This is a genomic window from Candidatus Accumulibacter necessarius (genome assembly GCF_036625085.1).
On sequence record NZ_JAZKUM010000002.1, the window covers coordinates 584913 to 600880 of the forward strand.

At 62.5% G+C, this 15968-nt stretch carries 15 protein-coding genes and 1 pseudogene; 3 read left to right on the forward strand and 13 right to left on the reverse strand.

Features of this window, described 5'->3' with window-relative positions:
* Positions 1–369: 369 nt before the first annotated feature.
* Together V5B44_RS06965 and V5B44_RS06970 are read right to left on the reverse strand one after the other, a co-directional pair.
* A complete protein-coding gene (locus V5B44_RS06965; RefSeq protein ID WP_332358360.1) occupies positions 370–1542 on the reverse strand; it encodes a hypothetical protein in 1173 nt (390 codons plus the stop codon).
* A gap of 298 nt (positions 1543–1840) precedes the next feature.
* Positions 1841–2105: pseudogene (locus V5B44_RS06970) on the reverse strand (DUF6127 family protein).
* Between the two features lie 241 nt (positions 2106–2346).
* Here V5B44_RS06970 and V5B44_RS06975 point away from each other — a divergent pair.
* Genes V5B44_RS06975 through V5B44_RS06985 form a run of 3 tightly spaced genes read left to right on the forward strand, consistent with a single transcriptional unit; the run spans position 2347 to position 4497 of the window.
* Positions 2347–3729, forward strand: coding sequence for an IS4 family transposase (locus V5B44_RS06975; protein WP_332358361.1), 1383 nt, complete (start codon positions 2347–2349; stop codon positions 3727–3729).
* Between the two features lie 34 nt (positions 3730–3763).
* Positions 3764–4225: a transposase gene (locus V5B44_RS06980; protein ID WP_332358362.1), complete on the forward strand. Its 462-nt coding sequence runs from the start codon at positions 3764–3766 to the stop codon at positions 4223–4225.
* A complete protein-coding gene (locus V5B44_RS06985; protein ID WP_332358363.1) occupies positions 4219–4497 on the forward strand; it encodes a transposase in 279 nt (92 codons plus the stop codon). The genes V5B44_RS06980 and V5B44_RS06985 overlap by 7 nt, the downstream gene beginning before the upstream one ends.
* A gap of 123 nt (positions 4498–4620) precedes the next feature.
* On the opposite strand, the gene V5B44_RS06990 is transcribed toward V5B44_RS06985, so the two are convergent.
* The 11 genes from V5B44_RS06990 to V5B44_RS07040 form a co-directional block, all read right to left on the reverse strand.
* Entirely contained in the window at positions 4621–5115 is a 495-nt protein-coding gene (locus V5B44_RS06990) for a hypothetical protein (protein WP_332358364.1), read from the reverse strand.
* 503 nt (positions 5116–5618) lie between these two features.
* On the reverse strand, positions 5619–5882 hold the full coding sequence (locus tag V5B44_RS06995) for a DUF6127 family protein (protein ID WP_434735420.1): 264 nt from the start codon (positions 5880–5882) through the stop codon (positions 5619–5621).
* Between the two features lie 423 nt (positions 5883–6305).
* Positions 6306–6656: a DUF2793 domain-containing protein gene (locus tag V5B44_RS07000; RefSeq protein ID WP_332358365.1), complete on the reverse strand. Its 351-nt coding sequence runs from the start codon at positions 6654–6656 to the stop codon at positions 6306–6308.
* Positions 6656–8860: a phage tail protein gene (locus V5B44_RS07005; RefSeq protein WP_332358366.1), complete on the reverse strand. Its 2205-nt coding sequence runs from the start codon at positions 8858–8860 to the stop codon at positions 6656–6658. Before V5B44_RS07005 ends, V5B44_RS07000 begins: the two co-directional genes overlap by 1 nt.
* The gene (locus V5B44_RS07010; protein ID WP_332358367.1) at positions 8857–9063 is read right to left on the reverse strand and encodes a hypothetical protein; all 207 of its coding nucleotides are present in this window, start codon (positions 9061–9063) and stop codon (positions 8857–8859) included. The genes V5B44_RS07005 and V5B44_RS07010 overlap by 4 nt, the downstream gene beginning before the upstream one ends.
* The gene (locus V5B44_RS07015) at positions 9060–9302 is read right to left on the reverse strand and encodes a hypothetical protein (RefSeq protein WP_332358368.1); all 243 of its coding nucleotides are present in this window, start codon (positions 9300–9302) and stop codon (positions 9060–9062) included. The genes V5B44_RS07010 and V5B44_RS07015 overlap by 4 nt, the downstream gene beginning before the upstream one ends.
* 12 nt (positions 9303–9314) lie before the next feature.
* A complete protein-coding gene (locus V5B44_RS07020; RefSeq protein ID WP_332358369.1) occupies positions 9315–10112 on the reverse strand; it encodes a DUF2163 domain-containing protein in 798 nt (265 codons plus the stop codon).
* Positions 10113–10116: 4 nt separating this feature from the next.
* Positions 10117–11799 carry a hypothetical protein gene (locus V5B44_RS07025; protein WP_332358370.1) on the reverse strand — a complete coding sequence of 561 codons (1683 nt, stop codon included), beginning with the start codon at positions 11797–11799 and terminating at the stop codon, positions 10117–10119.
* A gap of 3 nt (positions 11800–11802) precedes the next feature.
* On the reverse strand, positions 11803–12603 hold the full coding sequence (locus tag V5B44_RS07030) for a hypothetical protein (protein ID WP_332358371.1): 801 nt from the start codon (positions 12601–12603) through the stop codon (positions 11803–11805).
* Positions 12604–12644: 41 nt separating this feature from the next.
* Complete coding sequence (locus tag V5B44_RS07035) at positions 12645–13451, reverse strand: hypothetical protein (protein WP_332358372.1); 807 nt, start codon at positions 13449–13451, stop codon at positions 12645–12647.
* The gene (locus tag V5B44_RS07040) at positions 13451–15961 is read right to left on the reverse strand and encodes a phage tail protein (protein WP_332358373.1); all 2511 of its coding nucleotides are present in this window, start codon (positions 15959–15961) and stop codon (positions 13451–13453) included. Before V5B44_RS07040 ends, V5B44_RS07035 begins: the two co-directional genes overlap by 1 nt.
* Between the last annotated feature and the right edge of the window lie 7 nt (positions 15962–15968).

A 15968-nucleotide genomic window follows, 5' to 3' on the forward strand; every position in this document is an offset into this window, starting at 1 on the left:
GAGCAACATACTTCGCGTCCAGCTTTCGCCCTCGAGGAAGCCCCTCATCTTCGATTACGGCGTATCCACCGAACTGCCTTTGCGACGTAAACAAACACCACGAGCAGTGCAGATAAAACTCCAAGTATCTCAAGAAGAATCGCTGCTTTATTCATGACTTCCCCATCGTCTAACAGGCTGCTGCAATACCGCCCCGCAAACGGGAAGGGCAGCGCTTAAGCAAGCTGTTTCTCAAAATGCGCATGATATTCGCTGTCCCTCGCACGTATTTTCTGGGGATTTCGAGGTGCTTCTTTCTTGTCAGATAATTTCTAAAATGATCAAACCAGAAATTTCGTCGACAGGATGCCGAGAAATTTCAGCAGCCTGCTAAAGGAACCGCTTAATTGATGCAAACTTATTAGCCAAATCCTCCCGTAGCGCCTCTTGGGCATATTGCTCTGTAAATCCGACACCTTCTCCAACAATAAGAGAGGAGTCAATCGTTGCACCAGTCCCTGCCTGAATCACCACAATTCTTACCGTCTGAGTAATCTTCTGAGCACCCTTCGGATTCGACACCTGGATTCTCTTAGGATTGTCTGATGTCACCAAAACAATTTGACGTATTGTTTCTGGTAAGCCGAGATTTGCTATAGCTTCGGGGTCTCCATTCAAAGCGCGGTCAAATAAGCCATCTGCGATAAAGTTTGGCTTAAAAACGCCCAGTCGTAAGCGGTTTGGCATACCATTGACTATTGCTTTTTCCAATTCAAGATTTCCCCTTGTTACAATAGGAATGACCTCACCTTGGGCTTCAATTGTTGATTGATTTATATACTTTGCGTAAGCGGGTACAGAAAGAAGGGGGGAAGGCGTTGAAGCAGTTTCTATTTGAGGCGGCGGGCTGGGAGGGTATGATCTAACAGTTTTTTCGCACTTTTGTTGTAATTTAGCTACGACGTCCTGCGTTATTGGCTTCAGGCGTACGCCATATGTGGGATGTACGTCTTCCTCGTCGAACAAATCAATTTGATCATTGCGCTCGAAGTACCAAATAATTGGTCCTGTTTCATCAAAAAAAAATTTGATGGAGCAAGGTTCTTGAATAGGGGAAGGTAGCGGCATTATAATTCGCGTCGATGTACCACGCTGTCGTGCATCCCATAATAAGCGCTCTTTTTTTGTTGAAGGTCGCATTTGATCTTGGGTGATCGGGTCAAAACCGCAGGTTGCGTTCTTTTCTATAACACGACAATATAGTTCCCTCTTGGGGCGCTTATTGCAACACAAAACATTTGTTCCATTTATTATGGGCTTGCCAAAATACAAGTCTAAGCCCCATGGAATTAATATTGGTAAAACTGCTGAGAGATATAGTGCCGGATTCTTGCTTCCAAATAGGAGTATGCGGGCCGCGGCAACGACGCCGCCACCTGTAAATAAAAGCATTCCAATCCACGCAAGAAGATTTGCAGTTTTTGTATCCCAGGCTAGGTTATTGGTGACAAAGTCCTTAAAATGAGAGTGAACGGCTGCAGCAAGTAGGAATGCTGTTAACATGTAGATTACTGCAAGACCAAAGGCGAGGAGACCAAACTTTTTTATCTGTGCGTACGGCACCATCGCGCCAACCCCTTTCTTTGTAATGCTTGGTCATTAATCAATTTGGAGAGGCATTGGTGAACTATTGGTATTTCCTAATATCCCATAATACAGGATTTATCATTTGCGGCATGAACTCCTCCTATCCCCGCTCTTCGTCATGCAGTAGGCGCAATTTCCCCTACCCGGGCAGATTGTGGCATGCCCAAGTAGGTGAACGTGTTGATGATCGCCGCCCGATTTCCCGTCTGCTCCCTCACTGCCCACCCCCGAACACCTTCAGCTTCACGAACGCCCCGGCGAGCAGCGCCAACACCAGCCCGGTGACCAGCATCCGGACGATGGTCAGCCCCAGCCGTCTTCTTCGCCTCGTTGAACGCATCGAGCAGACTGCGCAGTTCGCTGATGTCGCGTGCGGCTTCGGGCCCATCGAGGCCCACTTCCGACAGGGCATGGCGAGCCCCGCGCTCGGCCGCTCGCTCCAGGATCGCTTCGAATTCTTCCTGCGGCACCGTCACCATCTTGCGCCGCTCGATTTGCGGTTCTTCCATCGTTTCGTTCTCCAGAAAGCAGAAACCCGCCAGGCGGCGGGCTCCAAAAGCCTCTTGATCCGTTCAGGGGCCCGGTCCTTAACCGAGAGCCCCACCACTGCCCCCAGCCGCTCATGGCGCTACGTTAGCCTATTGTCATTACCGAATTGATGGATGTACGCTCCTGCCACGAGGTTTTTTGGTAGGACATCCGTTGAGGAGGTGGATCAGAGTGAAAGCGGCGAGTGCGCAACAGGAAAGCCTGAGGCGAGAGGCGGTCAAGCTGAGACATCAGTTTGCGCAGGGAAGTAGGGGAATCTTCTCCGGGGTGTTGCCGGCATCGAAGGTGGCGGAGGTGATCAGGGAAGAGTGCGAAGCCTGGCGGGATCGTGTGTATTCGCCGGCGACGACGCTGCGCCTGTTCATCGGTCAAGTACTGGGCGAAGATCAAGCGTGTCAGGATGTCCTCTCGCGCTTCTTGGCGGAGCGAACAGCCGAGGGCGTGGCGGCGATTGGTTTGAATACGGGCGCCTATTGCCAAGCGCGGCAGCGTTTGCGATTGGAAGTCCCCGATCGACTGTACCGGGAAGTTGCCCGCGCATTGGAAGAGAAACTGCCGAAGGAGTGGTCGTGGCGTAGTCGGCGAGTGAAGGTGTTTGACGGGACGACAGTGTCGATGCCAGATACATCGCAGAATTCCGAGCAGCAAGAGGGGCTGGGTTTTCCCATCGCGCGCCTGGGCGCGGTAATTAGTCTGGGTAGCGGTGCGGTGATCGGTCACACCGTAGTGGCCTGCGAAGGGAAAGGTACCGGCGAACAAACGCTTCTGCGCGGCTTGCTGCCGGTGCTGCAGCCTGGGGATATCTTGCTGGCGGATGCGCTGTTGGCCACGTGGTGGGTCATTGCCGAGGCACGGGCAACGGGGGTCGACGTTGTGATGCCGCAGCACGGGCGAAGGTTGACGGATTTTTCCCGCGGGGAGTCCCTGGGGAAGAGGGATCATCTCGCGGTTTGGCGTCGGCCCCAGCGTCCGGGCTGGATGAGCGTCGAGGCCTACAAACGCTATCCGGTCGAGATGGTCATGCGGGAATGCGAAGTCGACGGTCGGGTCTTGGTCACCACCCTGCTCGACCCTGCTTTTGTTTCCCCGAGGGAACTCGACGACCTCTATTCCTTGCGCTGGACAATTGAAGTCGACTGGCGCACGATCAAAGCGACTATGGAAATGGACGTCCTGCGCTGTTATTCGCCGGCGATGGTCCGCAAGGAGATCGCCGTGTGTCTTCTCGCTTACAACCTTGTACGCTGGGCCATGGCAACGGCCGCGGCGCTGGCTCACCTTCTCCCGCGGGTTCTTGGTTTCACCGGTGCCAAACGCGTCCCCCTGGCTTTCGCCGAGCAATTGCGCCGCTCGCCCGGACAACGGCTAGCGGTCCTGTTTTCGACCGTGCTCGCGGCTATTTCGACCCTCGTGCTGCCGCATCGCCCTGGCCGAGTCGAACCTCGCGCCAAGAAACGACGATCTTCGCTTCCCATCCTGACCGTGCCCAGGAAAGTTGCTCGTCAGCGGCAACTGGCCAAACGGGAAGCTAGACGGCTTAGCGTAGCGCCATGAGGGACAGGCTCGAATTGATGTTAAACTCCACATCATGCCACGCCGCACCCGCATCCACCTCTCCGGCTTGCCGCTGCACATCGTGCAGCGTGGCCATAACCGGGACGCCTGTTTCTTCGGTGAGGACGACTACTTGGCCTACCGCCACTGGCTTGGCGAGGCGCTCAAGTCAACCGGTGTCCGCTTGCACTCCCATGTGCTGATGACCAATCATGTCCATCTGTTGCTCACCCCGCTGAGCCCCGAAACGGTCGCCCGCATGGTGATCTCGCTGGCGCGGCGCTACGTGCAGCACATCAACCGAACCTATCGGCGTACCGGGACGTTGTGGGATGGCCGCTACAAGTCATCGGTGGTGGAGGCGGACAGTTACTTGTTGCTCTGCCAGCGCCACATCGAGCTCAATCCGGTACGCGCCGGCATGGTGGCAGACCCGGCCCATTATCGTTGGAGCAGCTACCGGGCAACGGCCTGGGACAGCTTGATTCGTTGCTGACACCGCATCGGGTCTATCTCGGACTTGGGGCGACCGACGACGCACGGCACGGGGCCTATCGCGCCTTGTTTCGCTCGGAGCTCGACGGCAAGGCGGTCGCCGATATCCGCATGGCCCTGAACCAAGGCCAGCCGCTCGGCGAGTCGGGCTTCATCGCCGGCATCGAAAGGGCCATAGGGCAGCGGCGTGAGGTGAGACCAAGAGGCAGACCGCGCAAGCCTGTGGAGGAAACAGCTTCATCTCCGGCAGAGCAATTGTGGATGGATATTTGACCCTGCCCCTTTACCCTTCTTTTTACCCTTAACTTTACCCTTCAAGGTGGTGCAACGAGACAATCCCTGCAAAGATGACGATTGGATTCAGGAGGATTTTAAACAACCCGCTAGCGTCAAGTTCTACCTAAATAGCCTGTAAAACCACAACCATATCGAGAAGCGAATATCACTGACAATGGACGGTTTCGGGCGCTGCTGGCGCTGCTCCGCAATCTGCATTTCTTTGGGCACCGAGTGGCTTGTGTCAAAATACCTCACGCATGCAGCGATTGCCGTAAGCATATCATCATTCGTCAGAATATTTTGTCGCTCGGTTTGCAACTCCTCTGATTCAAGTCCGTGATTAAACACTCGCCATACCGACCAACTGCCAGCGACTTCATCATAACCAATACAGCAGACACGTGCCTCTTGCACCCCGCCGTTTTCATAGGTACGACGACTGAGCCACAAAGAACCACCATTTTCACAAATATTGATATCAGCACACAAGTAAACTAATCTTAGCTCCTCATCTAGTTCAGCCAACTTAGAAGAATATATCTCGCGGAGCTTTTCCTTTTTATCTCTTGACTCTTGATTAAGTTCTTCGATTCTGCTCAGTATCTTGGACATAGCGTGCAGCCTCTTTGAAGGTCGATGGATCTGCGGGCGAAAAGCGAAGAACTAAGACTCTTTCTGATGATATCGGGACGGCTTTAGACGGTCCACGCTACATGCGATCGGTGATCTCCCAGCAGCGTTGACTCGACGGATAGCAGCGCATGCGCGGTTCCGAGGTTGAAGAGGTGCCTTTTGCCTAAGCGCTCCTGCTAGGGCGTCCACGCGTCCATCCCGTTGGTCACCTCGCAGCCTGCGGAGTGAGACTTCCACTTCCGTCTAAGGATAAGAAATCCAACGAGACCGGCGGGAGTATAAGGGCCTTCACCAAGCAGCGTCAATGTCGAATTTCGACCCGAGAGCCCCTGAAGAGTTATCCGAATCCCGCCCCGCTCAGTGCCTGTAGTCATCCACCCGGTCGGCCCTAGGAAGTGTCGCGCCTCCTTCACTTCCCTGGCGACCTCATCAATGTTCATCACCAGTACCGCACTCGACACATGGATCTCCCGTCTGCTCCCTCACTGCCCACCCCCAAACACCTTCAACTTCACAAACGCCCCGGCGAGCAATGCGAGCACCAGCCCGGTGACCAGCATCCGAACGATCGTCAGCCCCGCCGTCTTCTTCGCCTCATTGAAGGCGTCGAGCAGACTCCGCAGTTCGCTGATGTCGCGTGCTGCCTCGGGCCCATCGAGTCCGACTTCCGACAGCGCATGGCGAGCCCCGCGCTCGGCCGCCCGCTCCAGCATCGCTTCGAATTCTTCCTGCGGCACCGTCACCATCTGGCGCCGCTCCACTTGCTGTTCTTCCATCGTTTCGTTCTCCAGAAAGCAGAAACCCGCCAGATGGCGGATTTCATGGGTAGATTCGTGACGGGAATCACGCAACAGATCACTGACTCCGCGGGCCTCCCGTTGGCAGTCGGTCAATACACACTATCTGTGCATAGCGTTGGGGATAAACTTGTGGATAGGCGCCCCTTTCTCATCCTGCGGTGAGGTCGGGGAGGTGTGCTTACGAAATGGGCAAGCCATTCACCATTCCGATCGCTGCGTCCCATCGCGATCAGCCTTTGTGCAGTCGCTGAGGAGCTTCTGCTTTGCTTCAGACAAGCACCCGATCGGCCACACGGAGTTGCGACCACCGTAAGTCCAGCCGTGCGCCAAGCGGCGGGCTTCGACACAAATTTGCGCGGTCCAGGTCGGTCAGATCGTGACGCCAGCACTCCATCCCGCCGCTTTGTACACCGACAGCACCGCCTCGTCTTCGATGAAGCACAGCCAGCCGACCCTGGGTACGTAAAACTCCCACGCGCCAGCGGTGCGCACCGCGATCTGCCCAGCACGCCCCGACCAGACGCCGGTCGCGCCCGCCGGGATCAGGTAACGGTCGCCTTCACTCGGACTCGCCGGCGGCGCCCCAAGATCCCGGTCTTTCACCGAGAGACCCACCACTGCGCCGAGGCGCTTGAGGTTGGCGTCCATGCCGTCCTTCCAACCAGACTCCCCCAGCGTCCAGCCATAGCTGAGCCCCAGATTCGGATCCACCTTCGCCATCAGATGCCTCCGTAGTATTTGCCGTAAGTGAGTCCGTAGCCCGCCCGGTCGAACTCGATGACCTGCTTCTGCCACGACACGTGCCCACCCCGCTCGGCCTCGATCTCGTGGCGCAAACGACCGTTGATCCGCGACAGCCCCGAGTCGCTCTCCTCTTCCGCGAGCGTCCAGGTGACACTGGAGCCGGTCAGCCCGGCGAGCGTTCTGACGAGCACGCCCTTCTCGTTGAACAGCCGCACGGTCGTCGTCTGCCCGGCCTCCGGCGTGATCGACCCCTCGGTCTGCGGCACCAGGTAGGCGGTCTGGCTCTGGCGGTTGCGCGTCGCCCACGAAACCGAGAGTTCACCAGTGATCACCGCCGGATAGCGCAGCCCGTTCACCCGCAGGTTGCCCGGACAGTACGGGCGAATGAAACGCTTCGCCAGCGTCAGGTTCAACTCCGTCGCCGCCGCCTCCGGGAAGGTTCCCTTCGGTGTGCGCGGCAAGAGTTTCACTCGCGCGACCTCGGTCTGCACATACTCCGGCGTCAGATAAAACCGCCAGCCGTCGACGAACCACAACCGGGCACCGACCGCATGCGTTACCGGCACCGTGTCGAGCAGGCCGCGCTCCAGCGTCACCGTCTGCGCGACGAGGTTGATTGCCGTCACCTGCATCCACTCGCCGTCGACCACCGCCAGCGTGTTCGGCTCCACCTCCTCGAGGTCGATCCCGCCGGCGATACCCACCGTGCCGTTGATCGCCGACTGCGGCAAGGCCTCGGTGAGCACCGCTGTCGGCGTGAAGGCCCCGAAGCCCTTCGACTGAAACGCCCCGACGCTGTACGCCCGTGCCTCGAATCCGTAGGCATCCGAGTTCGAGCGCGCCCCGCAGGCCGCCACCAGCCCGTCGAGTTCGCCGATGTCGGCGATCAGGCTCTGCGACTCGCCGGTAAAATCCGCGATCACCGACCAGTACGGCACCTCGTAGAGCATTTGCACCGGGCAGGCACGCGGAACGCTCAGCGGCTCGCTCCAGCCGGTCGGCGGCGGGACGGCATAGACCGACTGCGGCAGGCCGAAGACGTCCTGCACGCACTCGACCCGCACCGCCCCGTCGGCGAGTTCGCCATAGGAGAGCCGCGCCACCCGCATGGCGATCTCGGTGATCCCGTAGGGCGACCACGCAAAACGGATCACATCGCCGATGTTCAGGAGCGACGCCTGACGATTGGCGACGAAGACGCCCTTCGCTAGTCCCGACGACAACTGTTTCAGCTCGCGCATCGCGACCCGGTTGGCGAGCTCGGCCTTCGAGATGCCGGGGAAGTTCACGCTGGTCGCGACGACACTGCCGGTCATCTGCACGCCGGCGAGGTCCTGCACCGTCACCGAGGTGTCCTTGTCGGTCTCGCGATCGCGGTAGATCACCGTCACCTGGTTGGTCACCTCGCCCCAGGACGGTCGCGAGAATTCTTCGAGGCGCAGGATGTTCGACGGATCGAAGACCGGCTGATTGGCCAGCGTGTAATCGGCCCGGGCGAGGCGCAGGGTAAAGAGTCCGCTGCGCGGATGGACGTACAGCACCCCGTCGATGTGCTTCAGGATCGCCAGCACGAAGGACTCGATCGTCTCCTCACGGTTCCACAGCAGCGACAGGCCGAAGCCTTCGCCGTAGAGTGTGACAGCCGCCGCCGAGAAACTCGCGTCGTCGAGGTCGCTCTCGGGATAACCCATCCCCCAATCGCCATTCGTCAGACACTCGCGGATGATGTGCGCCGGATTGGCGTCGCCGTCGATCTCGGCGTAAGAGCCGTACCATTGCCGAGGGATGCGTTTCGCGCGCACCGACCACGGCTTGATGTACGGATTCATCGCCGCCACCCACACCCGTTGCAGGACCAGCGAGAAGACGCCGCGGAAGGCGGGAATCGCGCTGCCGAGAACGCCCTGCAGATAAGTGTTCTTCCCCTGACTGGCCTCGCCCATCAGCACATCGACTGCCCCCTGCACACCACCCTCGCGCTCCTCGCCACCGAAGAGCGTCGGGTTGTCGATGGTAATCGTCGTGCTGGCCGTGACATTCCCCGACCACGCCACCCGTTCGCCGACCCGGATCTCGGTCACCGCGTCGACGGGACCGTGACAGAGCGCGAGATGGGCCCCGAGCCCATACCAGTAGCCGACCGTATAGCTCTGCTTGCCCTTGCCGCCCCCCCGGCTCATGACCCTTCCTCCGTCGGCATCCTACCCTCCGCCCGATCCGCGAGACGGATCGCCATCGCATCGCCGGTCGCGCGCAGCCAGTCGCTGTCGACGCCGTGCTCAACGAACGCCTCCCAGCTCCGCTCCCGGCCGTCGAACCAGCGGCGGACGCCCTTGACGCAATAACCGAGTTCCCGCGCGTGCGCGACCGTCACCCGAGTCATTTCTTCCCTCCCGACGACTTGCGAATCGCCCGCACCTGCACATCGCCATACCACACCACGTTCGGCCCCGACAGCAAGCGGGTACCAAAGAGCACCGGGATTGGCGCGTCCTGCGAGGCGATCGGCACGTCCTTGTCGCCGATCTGGCCGGGTTGCGCGTTCTCCGGCGCCTTCGGCCGGGGCGCCAGGAGCGCCGAGAGGACGGTCGTGATGACCCAGACGAGGATCTGTTGCCACATGATGGGCTCCGATCAGACGATCGCGTCGCCAGTGAAGGGGTTCTTCTCCGGGATGAACGGGAAGCCGCCGAACTGATCGAGGTTGTCGAAGCGACTCGCGCACTGCCCCATCGAGTGATCGCAGCCGGCGAACAGCGACACCGCGTCGCCGACCGCGAGGCCGATCAAGGGCGCAGCGAGCGTCAGGCTCGACCCGCTGTGCGCCGTGATTAGCCGCAGCCCCACGCCCGCCGAGAGCATCCCGGCGGTGAAGTAGCCACTGGCCATCCCGGCAGCCGCCGCGACCGTCACCTGCGTGCCGCCGACACTGGCGACGAGCCCATCGACCCGAAACCGCTCGCGCAGCGCCCCGCAGCTCGCTGAGTACAGCACGTGCCGGCAGAGGAGCTGATAGCGGGCGCGCAGACCGACGCGCTTCAACGACGTGGCGATCGGCTCGCATTTCAACTGTACCGTCGCTCCCGAGAAGCGCGCCGCACTGACACGGCCTTTCCAGTAGGTGATGAACTCGGGGTCGGCCCGGTGCCGCCGATAGAGCGTGACGCTGACGATCCCCTCGGGGGGCGCGGCTAGAAACAGCGTCCCCAGCGGGTCGTCCCGCGGCAGCGTGATCTCAAGGCCGGTGCGATGGATCTCGTTCGCCTGCTCGATCGCCCCGCGGGTCAGCGTCCGTGGCGCATAGGTCTCGGACAGATGGTCCACCGGCCGCTGGCTCGAGGTGTAGCACCAGCGGCGGGTCCCCTGCGCGAAGCGGTAGAGCTCGATCGGGCTGCCATCCGCCACCGAACGCTCGACGGTCGTATAGGTCACGGCCTCACTCCTTCACCGTCCGTACTTCCAACACCACCTGGACGATCCCGTCCGTCTCCCAGAACAGTTCCTGCGCGTCGGCGTCCAGCCGCACGAGGTCGAGAAACGAGATCCGGAGCACGTCCTGCAAGGCCAGCGTCACGCCCAGGGACGAATCGAGCGTCAGCAGTTCCTCGTCCGCCGAGATCTCGGTCCCGCCCGTGATGCGCCGGTAATCCGCCCGACCGCCGGTTGCGTGGATCACCACGTCGCGCCGGATCGTCGGACTCGCGAGGTAACGCGCGTAACCGATATTCTTCACCGCCAGGTGCTGGTCGGCGGCGTTGATCTGCCGGGTCACCTCGACATCCGACTGCCCTGACGACAGCCAGAACGGCACGGCCCGCCCTAGGCGCGCGTGCAACCAGGCGCGGAAGGCCTGGATCGTCGCGCGATTGCCGAAGGTGAACCGCAGCCGCTTCCCCACCACCGGGTGGCCGCTGAGGTCGTCGAGGGTCACCGGCCCGGTCCCGTAGTCAAGGAGGGCGAGCTTGCGACGCCAGGTGTCGGTGAGATCCTCGATCCGGTTCGGACGCCACGCCAGCACGCGATAACCCTGGTAGGTGCTCGGGCCATCGATCGCCGGCACGGGGCTCGGATCCTCGACCTCAAAGCGGACCCGCGCGCTCGCCAGCGCATCGGTCGGATGCGCGACCACCACATCGCCATCGAGCCGAGCGAAGCGCGCCGGAAAGACGCGGGTTCCCGCTGGCCAACCGCGCGACAGCGGCTGCTTCAGGGTCAGCGCGTTGCCCGCCAGCGACAGAATCTCGCCGACCTCGTGGTGCTGGTTGTCCGACCAGAAGGCGACCAGGCCGCCGGCATGGTAGTCGGCATTCGCCGCATCGGCTACGCGCACCGCCGTCGCGCCAGCCGATAGCGGGGCGGTGAGCACCGTGCGGTCGGTCCACACCGGCACGGCAAAGACCCGCGCCGCCCAGGCGTGCAACAGCGTCTCCAGCAGCCGCACGTCGTGCCCGGCGAGATCAAGCTGGAATTCGAAGCTGCGACGGGGAATGCTGCGCAGCCGGATGCGCTGCTCGCTGCCGTCGTACGACTCCAGGACATCGGTCAGCCACGCCAGCCGCTCGGTGATGCCGCCCGCCCAGTTCGGCGCCAAGCCGAAGACCACCACACGCCGGCCGCTGACCGTAAGCTTTGAGCTCGCCCCGTTGCTGAAGCGAAAGACGTAGCGCGCCGACAGAACTGGGCTCCCTTGCGTCGACGCCGCCACGGTATAGACACGCGACGCCAGCCCGCCATAGACCAGCGGCGGCGGGGGCTGACCGGTCAGCGAAACCCCATCGGCGCCGGCGACCTCCATCGCTGCCAGGGAAATCGGCGAGAAGAACGCATTCCAGACCTCGATGGGGTGGCTCACCGGGCTCACGATATTGCCGAAGTCAATGGCCGCCGGTAGCACGTGGATGCGGTGATACCAGTCGTCGCGGAAGGTCCGGTCAGCCGCTCCCGTCCAACCCGCCCGCGGCAGCACGCCCGCCAAGGTGAAGCGCCGGCTCCCGGCACGATCCAGCCCGGCGATCGAAGGCACGCGCGCCAGGCTGACCGTCCGCAGGTTGGCCGAGACCGTGTAGTGACTCGCGAGATGGAGGACGGAAAGGCTCGATACGCCGATGAGGGTGGTCATCGATCACTTCCGGAGCGCCAGGCCGACACCGCCAGCCGACCGGTCACTGCGGAAGAAGACCAGCCACTCGTCGGCGCCGATCGTGAAGCCATCGCCATTGTTGAAGTGCTGCATATGGACGCAGCGCAGGTGCGGCAGGAACCCGAGCAGGACGCCGTACCCCGCCGACTGGACCATCACCCGGATCGGCATCAGCGGGGCGAGTCCGTTGAACTGGTTGGTCATCTCGGGCGCACCGTCGCGCCAGAGGGCGAGCGCGCTGCCGGCGCCCAGCCATTGAGCGCCTTCCACCTCGGCGCGCAGCGCGAGATTGTGCGCGTAGTAGATGCTAACCGCCGGCGCCCAGAACTGGTGGCCGCCGTAGAACGCGCCGGTCTCATAGAGCCCGGTCTTGATCAGCTGGCCGACAGCGAAGTGCGTGTTGGCCTGGGCCGGGGAGACGAAGACCCCGGCGAGGAGATCTGGATTCGTCTGCGCAAAGAGATGCCAGGTACACGGAAACAGCGAGGTGCTCTGCGTGCCGACCTGGTTCGGACAGGTGAACGGGTAGGGAATCGCGTTCGGCTGGGCGTCCCAGGCACTTGCGCCGCTGTACCCGGTCGAGCCTTTGAGCGAGAGGGCGTCACTGCCTGGGGTGTGGTTGGTCGAGAAGTCCGCCCAGACGTCACCGCGGTTCAAGTGCAGACGGTAGCCCGCCCCATCCGCGGCGTAGCCGTTGACGGTCCAGCCGTTCGCCGAGGCGAAGGTGTGGATCGCATCGATCAACTGGTTGGCCGTCGCGGCGACGCCGGTCGCGTAAGTCATCGGATCCTCCAGAGAGCCGGGGCAGGCAGGCCCATCCTTGTTTACTGCAGGCGCAGCGCCACGTAATTGCCGATGCCGGTCGAGGCGACGTCCTGCAGCACCAGGTGGTTCACTCCGCCGACGGTGATCAGGTTCTCGGCGGCGTTACCGAAACCCGAGACGTGATACAGCCCGTCGATCTCGCCATAGATCGCCGTGGCGTCGTAGAGCACCAGGCTGGTCAGCGGATAGATATCGCCCGGCGAGTGTTTGTAGGTCTGCCCCGCGGGGTAACGCGAAGGCGTCGCCCACACCCCGGCGAGGTTGCGCATCTGGCAGTTCCAGATCGTCGAGACTTCCGACCAGCGGCGCCCACCGAAATAGTAGGAGTCCGTGCCGGAAACGAAGAACGGGTAGGGAAACTGCGCGGGTGTGGCATAGGGCGTCAGGAAGCCCAGGTGCATGAGCATGTAGCGACTGCTCACCTTGACCGCGAGGATCGCGCGCCGGCCGTTGGCGACCAGCCAGTAGGTCATCGGGCTGTTCCACAGCGACAGGTAATGCGCCGAGCTCACCCCTGGCTGGCCGGTGAAGTTCGCGCCGGAGAGATAGCCGGTGTAACCCAGCGCCTGCCACTGGTAGAGATCCGAGGCAGCGGTTTCCTGCGAGTACAGCCCGGCATAGATCTCGTCAGTGCCGCTGAGGCCAGGCGCTTTCAGAATCAGCTCCTGCGTCGTCGCCTGTTCGACCCAGCGCAGTTCCTGCCAGGCCTGGCCGGCGGCGACGAGACTCGGGTGGCCGGTGACAAAGGCCCGGAAGCGGACCAGGAGATCCCGATGGTCGGCAGCGACTCCTGTTGCGTAGGCCATTACGTCAGCACCTGTTTCACCGCACCCGCATTGCGGGCGAGGACGTTGAGAATCGTCCGCTCGCCGGCGGACGAGTTGAGGTAATCGTGCGCGACGGACGGGTCGACGACGTTCACGATCCGCACGCCCGGCGGCGCGGCGCCAGCCGGGGCAGAGGGCTTCAGCTGCTCGACCAGACCGCCTTCGGCCAGGGCCAGGCGGCCCGCGGTCACCCGTGGCCCGTGAGCGATCCCGTTCAGCGCGTCGAGGAACGACACCCCGACGCTGCGCACAGCCGCGGCATTGAGCACGTATTCGCCGGCCGACAGGCGCGCCGGGATCGAGTCGGAGGTGGACGTGCCGGGACCGGTGACATAGCCGCCGTTCGCGAAGCCGCTGCGGAACAGCCCGGCGATCCAGCCCCCGAGACTCGCACCGCCCGAGCCCTTGCCGAGGCTGCCGAACAGGCTCTCGGCGAGCTTCTGGGCTGCGATCTTCTGGATCGCGAGCAGCACCGAGCGCGCAAAATCGGCAAACGCCTCCTTGGCCGACTTCGCGCCCGAGCCGATGGATTCGAACAGTTGCACGAAGCCGTCCTCGATCGCGCCGTCGATGCGCCGGGCGACGTCGTCGGACTCGGTCGCGAGCCCCTGCACTTCGACCCGCAGGCGCGCGACGCGGTTAATCGCCTCCTCTGACGCGGTCGCTTCAGCCAGTGCTTCCATCCGGGGAATGAGGCCGTCGACTTCCTGCGCGGTCTGCTGGTGCAGGGTCAGAAGGTCCTGGCGCATCTGCGATTCGGTGAGCATCCCGGCGTCGCGCTGCACCTCAAGTTCGGCTTCGGCGATGCGCATCCGCTCCATCACGGTGTTGAACTGCGATTCCAGCCGCCCGAGTTCGGCGAGATCCGCCTCGACGTCGATCAGACGGGTGACCTCGGCTTCGCCCACCTCATCCCCGGCCGCGCGAAGCTGGTCGAGCAGCGGCTGGTACTCCCGCGCCAGTTTCTCGCGCGTGATCTCGCCGCCGGCACCGCCGCGGATCTCGGCGAGGCGTTGCCGGACCTGGGCGATTTCTTTCGCGAGATCGGCCTCGGCCTTCGCCGCCTTGCGGGCGTGATCGATCTCGACGTCGGCACGCTCGCGGTTCAGCACGATCAGCTCGGCTTCGAGCTTCCGGACTTCGGCCTTGGCGCGCAGACGGGCACCCTCGTCCTTGCCCGTACTCGCCGCCTTCGTTTGCTCGGCGAGTTCCTGCTGCCTGGCCGCGATTTCGGCGTCGAGCGCGGCCTGGGCGATCTGCGCCTTCGCCGTATGGAAATCACGGATTGACACCAGGTGGTCTTCGAAGGCCCGGTCGTAGGCTTCCTGAGCCCGCTTGAGGCTGTCCTGCAGGAGGCGGAGCTCAGCTTCGGCGTTCGCCTTGATGAGCGCCAGACGCGCGCCGCTGGTGTCCTGGCTGCCAGCCGACCGGGCGAGCCGCCCGACCACCGACTCCCCGGTGGGTTTGACTTCCGGCGTCTTGGCTTCGACCGGCTTCGGGTTGAAGAGACTGTCGTGGAACTGGATCACCCGGTCGCGCCGTGCAGCGAGGCTCGTTTCGAGTTCGCCGAGAATCGCTTGCGCCTGGGCGACGTTGCCCTTCAGTCCCGCAACGCCGGCGGCGAGACCTGCGCCCATCGCTTCGCCCAGGGCGAGGAAGCCGTTGCCAGTGACCGCAGCACCCAGCGCCAGGGTCTTCAACACCCAGACGACGCCATCGAGGATCGCGCGCAAGCTGCCACCGGTCTTCGCCGATTCCACCAGTCCGCGGGCGAGGTCGCCCAGCGCCGGCAGGACACTCGCGGCGACGCGATTGGCGACACCCTGCAGCGCCGCGCGCAAGAGATTGAGGTCGTCGTTGAATTCCGCCGCCCGGGTCGCCGTCTCGCCGGAAATCTCGCTGCCGAGTTCGCGAAACTGCGCGGTCAACTCCTGAATCCCTTCGGCGCCGCGGTTGAGGAACGGAATCATATCGGTCCCGGCCTTGCCGAAGAGTTTCACGGCCAGGGCCGACTTCTCGGGGCCATCCGGCATCGCCTGGAAACGGGTCGCGAGATCCCGCAGCACCTGGTCGGTCGCGCGCAGATCGCCGTTGGTCTCGCGGAAGGTGATGCCGAGCGCGGCAAAGAGGCGCTGGTTCTCGCCCGATCCGGCGGCCGCTTCGAACATCGCCGTCGACAGTTTCTTGAGCGAGGTGGCAAAGGCCTCGGCGCCGACGTTCTCGTGCTGCGCGGCGAGTTTCAGCGTAGACAGGGCTTCGACGCTGATGCCGGCCTTCTGCGACAGCTCGTCGAGCTCGTCGGCGGCGTCGATACTGCCTTTCACCAGGGCGGCGAAGCTCGCGCCGCTCAGGGCGACGCCAAGGTTACCGAGCAGGCCGTTGACCGACCGGGCGTGGTCGGTGAGTGCCCGCAGGTTGCCCTGGATCGACGCAAAGGCCGAGCGCGTCTGGTCAACGGCGGTGACGAGGATTTGGGCGCGGTTGGTCATGGACAGG

Bases quoted from the DNA above. Each gene is read 5' to 3' on its own strand.
- V5B44_RS06965 (WP_332358360.1), bottom strand. From the start codon at position 1,542: ATGTTAACAGCATTCCTACTTGCTGCAGCCGTTCACTCTCATTTTAAG.
- V5B44_RS06980 (WP_332358362.1), top strand. From the start codon at position 3,764: ATGCCACGCCGCACCCGCATCCACCTCTCCGGCTTGCCGCTGCACATC.
- V5B44_RS06990 (WP_332358364.1), bottom strand. From the start codon at position 5,115: ATGTCCAAGATACTGAGCAGAATCGAAGAACTTAATCAAGAGTCAAGA.
- V5B44_RS06995 (WP_434735420.1), bottom strand. From the start codon at position 5,882: ATGGTGACGGTGCCGCAGGAAGAATTCGAAGCGATGCTGGAGCGGGCG.
- V5B44_RS07000 (WP_332358365.1), bottom strand. From the start codon at position 6,656: ATGGCGAAGGTGGATCCGAATCTGGGGCTCAGCTATGGCTGGACGCTG.
- V5B44_RS07005 (WP_332358366.1), bottom strand. From the start codon at position 8,860: ATGAGCCGGGGGGGCGGCAAGGGCAAGCAGAGCTATACGGTCGGCTAC.
- V5B44_RS07010 (WP_332358367.1), bottom strand. From the start codon at position 9,063: ATGACTCGGGTGACGGTCGCGCACGCGCGGGAACTCGGTTATTGCGTC.
- V5B44_RS07015 (WP_332358368.1), bottom strand. From the start codon at position 9,302: ATGTGGCAACAGATCCTCGTCTGGGTCATCACGACCGTCCTCTCGGCG.
- V5B44_RS07025 (WP_332358370.1), bottom strand. From the start codon at position 11,799: ATGACCACCCTCATCGGCGTATCGAGCCTTTCCGTCCTCCATCTCGCG.
- V5B44_RS07030 (WP_332358371.1), bottom strand. From the start codon at position 12,603: ATGACTTACGCGACCGGCGTCGCCGCGACGGCCAACCAGTTGATCGAT.
- V5B44_RS07035 (WP_332358372.1), bottom strand. From the start codon at position 13,451: ATGGCCTACGCAACAGGAGTCGCTGCCGACCATCGGGATCTCCTGGTC.
- V5B44_RS07040 (WP_332358373.1), bottom strand. From the start codon at position 15,961: ATGACCAACCGCGCCCAAATCCTCGTCACCGCCGTTGACCAGACGCGC.